5 protein-coding genes are annotated in these 7,447 nt (G+C 57.8%); 4 read left to right on the plus strand and 1 reads right to left on the minus strand.

Features of this window, described 5'->3' with window-relative positions; genetic code table 11:
- A partial coding sequence (locus VJV58_RS12065; RefSeq protein ID WP_324137576.1) for an ATP-binding protein occupies positions 1 to 1,939 on the plus strand: 1,939 nt, incomplete at its 5' end.
- A 35-nt stretch (positions 1,940 to 1,974) separates the two neighbouring features.
- On the opposite strand, the gene VJV58_RS12070 is transcribed toward VJV58_RS12065, so the two are convergent.
- Entirely contained in the window at positions 1,975 to 3,276 is a 1,302-nt protein-coding gene (locus VJV58_RS12070) for an adenylate/guanylate cyclase domain-containing protein (RefSeq protein WP_324137577.1), read from the minus strand.
- A gap of 337 nt (positions 3,277 to 3,613) precedes the next feature.
- Here VJV58_RS12070 and oxlT point away from each other — a divergent pair, with 337 nt between their 5' ends.
- The 3 genes from oxlT to VJV58_RS12085 all read left to right on the plus strand — a co-directional run bounded on the left by oxlT (position 3,614) and on the right by VJV58_RS12085 (position 7,402).
- Entirely contained in the window at positions 3,614 to 4,882 is a 1,269-nt protein-coding gene (gene oxlT / locus VJV58_RS12075; RefSeq protein WP_414641480.1) for an oxalate/formate MFS antiporter, read from the plus strand.
- Positions 4,883 to 4,976: 94 nt separating this feature from the next.
- A complete protein-coding gene (locus VJV58_RS12080) occupies positions 4,977 to 6,431 on the plus strand; it encodes an acetamidase/formamidase family protein (protein ID WP_324137578.1) in 1,455 nt (484 codons plus the stop codon).
- A gap of 275 nt (positions 6,432 to 6,706) precedes the next feature.
- Positions 6,707 to 7,402, plus strand: a complete 696-nt coding sequence (locus VJV58_RS12085; RefSeq protein WP_414641481.1) for a MotA/TolQ/ExbB proton channel family protein — start codon at positions 6,707 to 6,709, stop codon at positions 7,400 to 7,402.
- Positions 7,403 to 7,447: the final 45 nt, after the last annotated feature.

The following is a 7,447-nucleotide window of genomic DNA, read 5'->3' on the forward strand; positions in this document are numbered from 1 at the left end:
CTACAGCCCGCTCATCGGCAGTATCCGCATTGGCGACCCCCTTGATCTGCTGCTGCCATATCGGACCCTTCTCGGTTTTCTGGCTTTGCTGCCTTTGATGTGGGCTGGTTTGCGCGGCAATCAACGCAACGTCGCCTCGGCTGCGCTCATTTTCGTTTGCACCGCTGCGTGGGGTTTTTCGGCGGGTAGCGATCCCTTTCCGAAAACCGACCTGATGGGAGCCCTGCTTTCGTTATTCGTGCTTTCGATCAGCGTGTCACTGGCTCCGCTCGCCTTAGCTGCCGCGATTGCGTCCCGCCAGAAAGCCGAAGCCCATTTGCTTGCTGTGCAGGCGCAATTGAACCGTCAGATCGAGCGTAAAAACCTGGCGCTCAACAGCGCTAAACGTCACTTCCTCATTCTAATCGACAGCGTTGTCGATTACGCGATCTTTGCGCTTGATAAAGAGGGGCACGTCGCAAGCTGGAACAGCGCCGCGCAAAAAATCATGGGCTACACCGCGGAAGAGATTGTCGGGAAGCATTTTGGAATATTTTATCGACCGGATGAGCGACGCGTCGGCGCGCCAAACCGCGCATTGGAATTGGCCAACCAAAAAGGCAAGCACGAAATTGAGGGTTGGCGCATCAGGAAAAATGGCACGCCATTTTTCATTACCGGCTCGGTTTCCTCGAACCGTGACGATGCGGGAAATCTGATAGGTTTTATGAATGTACTGCGGGACGCCACCGAGCGGCGTGACGCGGAGGAGAAACTGGTCCAGGCCCGTGAACAGCTCGCGATGTCACAGAAAATGGAGGCGATCGGCAAGCTGACGGGTGGGATTGCGCATGACTTCAATAATCTGCTGATGATCATTGGAGGCAACGCCCAGATCTTTGCACGCCTGCTTGATCCGAAACTGCCACGCGCGATCGAAGCGATACAAACAGCGGCCAAACGCGGCGAAAGTCTCACGCGCCAACTACTGACATTCTCTCGTCATCAGCATATTAGCCCGACGATCGTCGATTTGAATGCTTCCATAAAAAACATGCGCACTATGATCGAAAGCTCGCTGCGCGGTAACATCGTGTACAACGAAAATATTGGCGACGGTGTTTGGCCGGTAAAAGTGGACCTCGCGGAACTGGAGCTTGCGATTGTCAACATCGCCGTTAATGCGCGCGACGCAATGCCAAATGGTGGCACGTTCACCTTATCCGTCGATGAAGTGCCGGTAGGTCAGGAAACCGACAATGATCGTGCGGGAGCCTTCTTTGCAATCGCCTTCAGTGATACGGGCACCGGTATTCCGCCCAATCTACTGTCCAAGATGTTCGATCCATTCTTCACGACCAAAGAGGTCGGCAAGGGAACGGGGCTCGGCTTGTCGCAGGTTTATGGCTTTGCGCACCAGGCCGGCGGAACAGTGACGGCTGACAGCAGCGTTGGACAAGGCACGACGATTACGATCTATCTGCCGTCTTGTGCCGACGAGCAAGTCACCACCTCCGCCAAGCCGAAAATACCGCAGCCGCAACGGCACACGGTGCTCGTCGTCGACGACAGCGCTGACGTGGCGGAAGTGACATCTTCACTGTTCGAGCATCTCGGCTACGACACCATCTATCGAGATTCGGCTGAAGCGGCGCTAAAGCTGCTTGAGGCCGGTACGAAGATCGACCTGGTCTTTAGCGATATCGTCATGCCGGGGACCATCGACGGCGTCGGGCTCGCGAGAGAAATCCGCTCGCGATATCCGAATTTGGCCGTGGGCCTTACGACCGGTTACAGCGATGCTGCGAAAGCCGCGCCCTCGAACTTAAAAATACTACGTAAGCCATTCGATACCGAGGCGCTGAGAGATTTTATTCAAGACGTCACGCCGCCGAAATCATCGAAAGCTTCCGGCGCGCCGCTGGCGTCAAACGGGGTCGGCGCTGCGCGCGGAAGTTGATCGAGACCCCTTCGCTGGAACTTTTGTTGCCGGCGTCAATGCGAAGCCGCGTAGAGGTCCAGCGGTTCCTGGAGACCCTTCATGGAATGTCTGCCTCGCTCGTCGAAGCGAAGACCTGACCCGGCGACCAGATCCTTCACGGTTCGTGATACCAGTACCTCTCCCGGCCCGGCTACAGCCGAGACGCGCGAGGCGATGTGGACGGCAATGCCTTGCACGTCAGCGCCGGTGACCTCGATCTCGCCAGTATGCAGGCCACAGCGGACTTGAAGGTCGAGGGCACGGACTGCCCCGGCGATAGAGCATGCGCAGCGCACGGCACGCGCAGGGCCGTCGAACGTGGCGAGAAACCCGTCTCCGAGCGATCTCACTTCATTGCCGCGGAAACGCGCAAGCTCCCGCCGCACGGCCGTGTGATGCGCTTCGAGCAGACTGCGCCAGCGCTGGTCGCCCAATTGTTCCGCCCGCGCCGTCGAACCCACGATGTCGGTAAACAGTACGGTGGCAAGGACACGCTGGTCCTCTGCCGCGGATACTGATCCGGTCAAAAACTCCTCAATGGCGTCAATGATCGGTTCATGCACAAAAAAGAGATGATCATCTCCCGGTAGCTCGATCAGTCTTGCTCCCGGAATGTGCTCGGCAAGGAAGCGTCCATGTTCGATGCCGATCAGCGTGTCATCTGAGCAGTGGATGACCAACGTCGGCACGTGGACTGATGAAAGAATATCGCTGATATCGATTTGGCTGATCATTCTTACCAGCGCCAGGGCAGCCGCCGGACTGGCGCCAAGCCGCTCGAAGCGGCCCCACCATTGCTTCAATGCCGGATCGTTCCGATGCGACGGCGCCCACATCGCCAGATTGCGACCGCTGCCCCAGGCCTTATCGATATATTCGATGAAACCCTGCAGGCCGCTAGGGGTAATCCAGGAGGAGCGTGCAAAGGTGCCGTAGAGCACCAGCGCATGACATCGTTGCGGGTAGGTTGCGGCAAAAAGCGTCGCCAAGGGACCGCCTTCCGATACGCCTAGCAGTGCTGCACGTTCCATTCCCGCGGCATCCATCACGGCGCGGGCATCGTCCATGCGCTGGTCCAATGACGGGGCCTCGCCGACACGGTCGGAGAGGCCGGTCCCCCGCTTGTCGAAAATCGCTACGCGGGCGAAGCTGGATAGACGAAGCAGCCACCGTCCGAGATCGGGGTAGTCCCAGTAATTCTCGATGTGCGACACGAAGCCGGGTACAAAGACCAGATCAATCGGCCCGTTGCCAAAAACCTGGTAGGCAATGTGAACCTCGCCGCTTTTCGCATAGCGAGTGACTGGCAGCGCCATCAAGACCCTCCGGAAAGTCCAAGCGGATTGGTGCACGCCTGAGCAAAAAAGAGAAGCCCGCCTCCCGCGATCGGCTGGGTATCATCCGCGCGTTTCTCCACGATTCACCTCTGGTTTCGCCCGCTCGGCGAACGTACGGCAAGCGGAAAATGAAACAACAAAACCTCTGTCTGCGGCCTAAGGTGGAGGCGTCGAGCCAACCGCGGCCCAGTCCCGAACTGCTTAGAATTCCCTCGGGATGGGTGATTTTCCGCCATTGCGGTCCGACGCCGTCAGACCAATAATGATCAAGCGCCGCTCGGGCTGGCGGCCGGAGAATCACAAGGGGAGAACTGTCGTGACAGCATTGGATTCGACGATTCCCAAAGCGTGGTACTGGAATCGCTGGTGCCAACTCATTCTCGGCCTGATCGCGATGATGGCGATCTCGTCGCCGCAATATGTATGGACCTTGTTTACCGGGCCGCTCAACCAAAAGCTCGGAACGACACTCGCTGAGCTGCAATGGACATTCTCGCTTCTGATTATTTTGCAAACCTGGTGCTCACCGCTTCAGGCTTATCTCGTTGATCGCTTCGGCCCGCGGCTTCTGATTTCAGTTGGTGCATTGATGTCGGGCGGCGGTTGGGTGTTGTCCAGCTACGTCACGGACATTTGGGCGCTGTATTTCACCTACGGCGTCATCTGCGGCTTTGGAACCGGCATTATCTACGTCGGCATCATAGGATTGATGGTGCGCTGGTTTCCGGACCGGCGCGGATTGGCAACGGGCCTTGCCGCCGCGGGTTATGGGTTTGGCGCCATTTTCACCAGCTTTCCCATCGACAGTATGATCAAGAGCGACGGCTACGCGCACACGCTGGTTGTATGGGGCATCATCCAGGGGATCATCGGCATCGTCGCCGCGCAATGGCTGCGCGTTCCGCCTGAAGGCTGGCAACCGGAGGGCTATTCACCGGCGTCTGCCACCACAATACAATCGAGGCGCAGTTTTTCGCCGGCGGAAATGCTGAGAACCCCGACCTTCTGGCTGCTCTTCATCATGATGAGCATGATGTCGACCAGCGGGTTGATGGTCGTTTCCAACGTCGGGCCTTTTGCCAACGAATACAAGGTGGCACAGGTGCTGGTGTTTGGCATGGCGGCGCTGCCGTTATCGCTGACGCTGTCACGGTTCACCAACGGCCTGACGCGGCCTTTCTTCGGCTGGGTTTCCGATCAAATCGGCCGCGAGATGACGATGGCGCTGGCGTTCTCGCTCGAATGCGTCGCGATCCTCGTTCTATTCGCCTTCATTGATCGGCCCGCATTGTTCGTGGTGCTGACAGGTCTCGTTTTCTTTGGCTGGGGTGAGATTTTCTCGCTCTTCCCCTCGACGCTGACCGATACTTTCGGACCGAAATACGCTGCGACGAACTACGGGTTTCTGTACATCGCGCAAGGGGTCGGTTCGATCCTGGGTGGACCGGCGGCGGCATTTCTCAAGCAGACGACCGGCAGTTGGACCTCGGTGTTTATCATCGTCGCGATCCTCGATGCCCTGACCGCGCTGTTGGCCATCACCCTTCTGCGCAACATGCGGAGTCAGTTGATCATGAAGAGCTAAAGGAAATTGATGCTGGCGAGGGCGGCTGCCGTATTTTTCAAGCGCCGCCTAGAGCTTGGGTTGGGCAAACAATCAAACCGCGAGGAGTAATACGATGTGCGCAGGTGACGACAAGAATTGCCCGGAATTTGAACTGCACCACCAAAGGTTCAAGGAGACACTTGATCGCGAGCGACGCTCGTTCCTGAAAACAAGCTTCGCCGCGGCAGGTGGCGCAGCGGCACTTAGCTCCGCCGCTATTTCCCTGGTGACGCCAGAGATGGCAGCCGCGGCTGAAAAGAATCAGCCAGCCAAGCGCGCCTATCACCATTTGCCGGCAAACGCCGATACCGTCCATTGGGGCTACTTCAGCAAAAAGCTAAAGCCGCAGGTCGAGATCGATTCAGGCGACTTCATCACCATCGAGGCTTTGACCCACCATGCCAATGACGACGCAGAACGTATGGTCAACGGCGATCCGGGTGTCGAGAGCGTCTTCTTGTGGACCAAGGAAAAGAAAGGCGTGAACCGTCGCGGCGCCGGGCCGATGGATGCCTCGCTGTTTGGGCGCGGCGCGGGCGAAGGTCTTGGCGTGCACATCTGCACCGGTCCTGTCTATGTGCGGGGGGCGGAGGAGGGTGACGTCATTGAGCTGCGCATTATCGATGTGTCGCCACGGCCCTGCGCCAATCCGAAATATCCGGGCAAGGCTTTTGGCAGCAATGCCGCGGCCTGGTGGGGTTTCCACTACAAGGACTTGCTTACCGATCCTAAACCGCGCGAGGTGGTCACGATCTACGAGGTCGACGCTACCGGCGAGCGCAATTGGGCAAAGGCGGTTTACAATTTCCAGTGGACTCCTCAGACGGATCCTTCCGGAGTCGTGCATAAAACCATTGATTACCCCGGCGTGCCGGTCGATCACGCCACCGTCAAAGAAAACCACGGCATTCTGAAGAACGTGCGTATACCGGTGCGTCCGCATTTCGGCGTCATCGGACTCGCGCCTAAAGAGGCCGATATAGTTGACTCGATCCCGCCGAGCTACACTGGCGGCAACATCGATAACTGGCGGATCGGCAAGGGCGCCACGATGTACTACCCGGTTGCGGTTGAAGGAGCCCTGTTGTCGGTTGGCGACTCGCATGCTTCCCAAGGCGATTCCGAACTGTGCGGCACGGCAATCGAGTGCTCGTTAAATGGTACCTTTCAGATCATCCTTCACAAGAAGGCCGATCTCGCGGGCACTGCGCTAGAAGCCTTGGACTATCCGATGCTAGAGACTCAAAATGAGTGGCTTGTGCATGGCTTCAGTTTTGCCAACTACCTCACGGAGCTGGGCGATAAGGCGCAGTCGGATATCTATTCGAAATCATCGGTTGATCTTGCTTTACGCGATGCGTTTCGGAAGATGCGCAGGTTCCTGATGACTACCAAGAAGCTGACGGAAGATGAAGCAATCTCCCTCATCACGATCGGAGTCGACTTCGGAATCACCCAGGTGGTTGACGGCAATTGGGGCGTTCACGCGGTCATCAAGAAGGACATCTTCGCGGGTGGCGTGGCCTGAACCATTCCGTCGTTCGCCGTTGCAGTATTCGCAAGCGTAAAGCCGGTGTTCAGCCATCAGCACCGGCAAGCGCTGCAACGGAGGCGCTGGGTTCCGGTGACCACAAAAGAAGGCTGGACCCCACAGCTCAATTGGATTTCACTGGCTGTCGAAAACTGAAGACGCGGCGGTGTATCTCACGCGCCAATCAGGAGGACGACGTGAGTGTGACGAGTATCTCGACAGACGTAAGATCCGTCTCGAGCGCTGGCGATCGTGCCCCACTGCTGCGCTGGATGATCTTTATCGGGCTTTGCGCGTTCGCGGGCATTCTGCTCTGGCACTACGGGCTTATCCAGCTGATGCTGGCTTCCGATCGCACCTATATTTCCGCGGTCATTTGCCTGCTGTTTGTCGCGAGCTCATTGCATTGCCTGTGGCGCACGATGGCGATCGCACGCGAAGCAGACGCAGGTCGTGAAGCCGCTCTCATATTGGTCAAACCCGAGGCGGTCGCCTCGATCGCCGCGATTTCGTCACGCCAGGATGCGTTACCGGCTGGACTCGTTGCCGATCACATCCGCAACCTTGTTGTCAAAGCCCAAACACAGGGAAACGGACGCGTCGATCAAACCCTGCTGTTGCGTTCGCTCGCTGATCGGTTGCGGGGCTCGAATGCCTTTGGCGCGTTTGCAAGCGATACGTTGATGAAACTCGGCTTGCTCGGCACCATCATCGGCTTCATCATCATGCTCGCTCCGATCGCCGGTATCGACGCGACAGACCGCGCGATCATGAAATCTTCCATGGGCCTGATGAGTGATGGCATGGCAATCGCGATGTACACGACGCTTGCCGGCCTTGTCGGTTCGATTTTGCTCAAGATTCAGTATTATATGCTCGACGCAGCGACGGCGCGGGTATTTTCGCAGGCCGTCACCTTGACGGAGACGCGGGTCGTTCCGGCGCTGGAACGCCTCCATGAACGATGATTTTGGCCTATATCCGCGCGAGGAGCCGTTCGATCCGTTCAGCGT

Source organism: Bradyrhizobium sp., from assembly GCF_035273305.1.
Lineage (GTDB): Bacteria > Pseudomonadota > Alphaproteobacteria > Rhizobiales > Xanthobacteraceae > Bradyrhizobium.